The sequence below is a fragment of the Collinsella aerofaciens genome, assembly GCF_902501475.1.
Lineage (GTDB): Bacteria > Actinomycetota > Coriobacteriia > Coriobacteriales > Coriobacteriaceae > Collinsella > Collinsella aerofaciens_AL.
Genome location: NZ_CABWIF010000054.1, coordinates 1 through 714, shown reverse-complemented (window position 1 = coordinate 714; position 714 = coordinate 1). Strand labels below are relative to the sequence as shown.

Genomic DNA, 714 nt, shown 5'->3' with positions numbered 1-714 from the left:
CCCATGAACAGGAACACGGGGACGCCGGGCTCCACGAGCTCGAGGGTGCCGTGGAAGAAGTCGGCCGAGGTGATGTAGCGGGTGCGCTTCCACTGCATCTCCTCGAGGATGCACATCGAGAACAGGATCGTCTCGCCCCACAGGGCGCCGGAGCCGATGAACATGGTGTAGGGGGCCAGGGCGTACTTCTTGGCGAGCTCCTCGGCGCGCGGCTCGAAGCGCTTGCGGATGTCGAGCATGTCCTTCCAGATGTCCTTGGTCTGCTCGATGAACAGGTCGAACTTGGGGAAGCAGCCGCGGCGGTTGAGCAGGCGCAGGCCGAAGCAGTCGGCGAGGTAGTAGCCCTTCTCGCAGCCGCCCGAACCATGGTCAGAGGCCATGGCGACGCAGTTCTCGGCGCCGACGGCCTGGCCGATGGGGCCCTCGGGCTTGGTCATGGCGTAGACGCGCACGCCCATGTCCTTCATCTTCTTGACGGCCTCGAGGACCTCGGGGGTGGTGCCGGACTCGGAGGCGGTGAGCACGACGGACTTCTCGGTCATGCGCTTGTGGCCGGAAACGTTCCACTCGGCGGCGTGGATCAGGTAGACCTCGAGGTCGCGGTCGCCGAACTTGTTCATGAGGTACTCGAGCTGCATGAGCTCGTCCCAGGTGCCGCCGACGCCCATCAGGAACACGGCGTCGTAGCCCTCGTCGGCGACCTTGTCGGCGAGC

1 protein-coding gene is annotated in these 714 nt (G+C 65.7%); it reads right to left on the bottom strand.

Annotation, left to right across the window (positions count from 1 at the left end):
* On the bottom strand, positions 1-714 hold a 714-nt coding region (locus GDJ93_RS08325; RefSeq protein WP_152068443.1), incomplete at both ends, for an SIS domain-containing protein.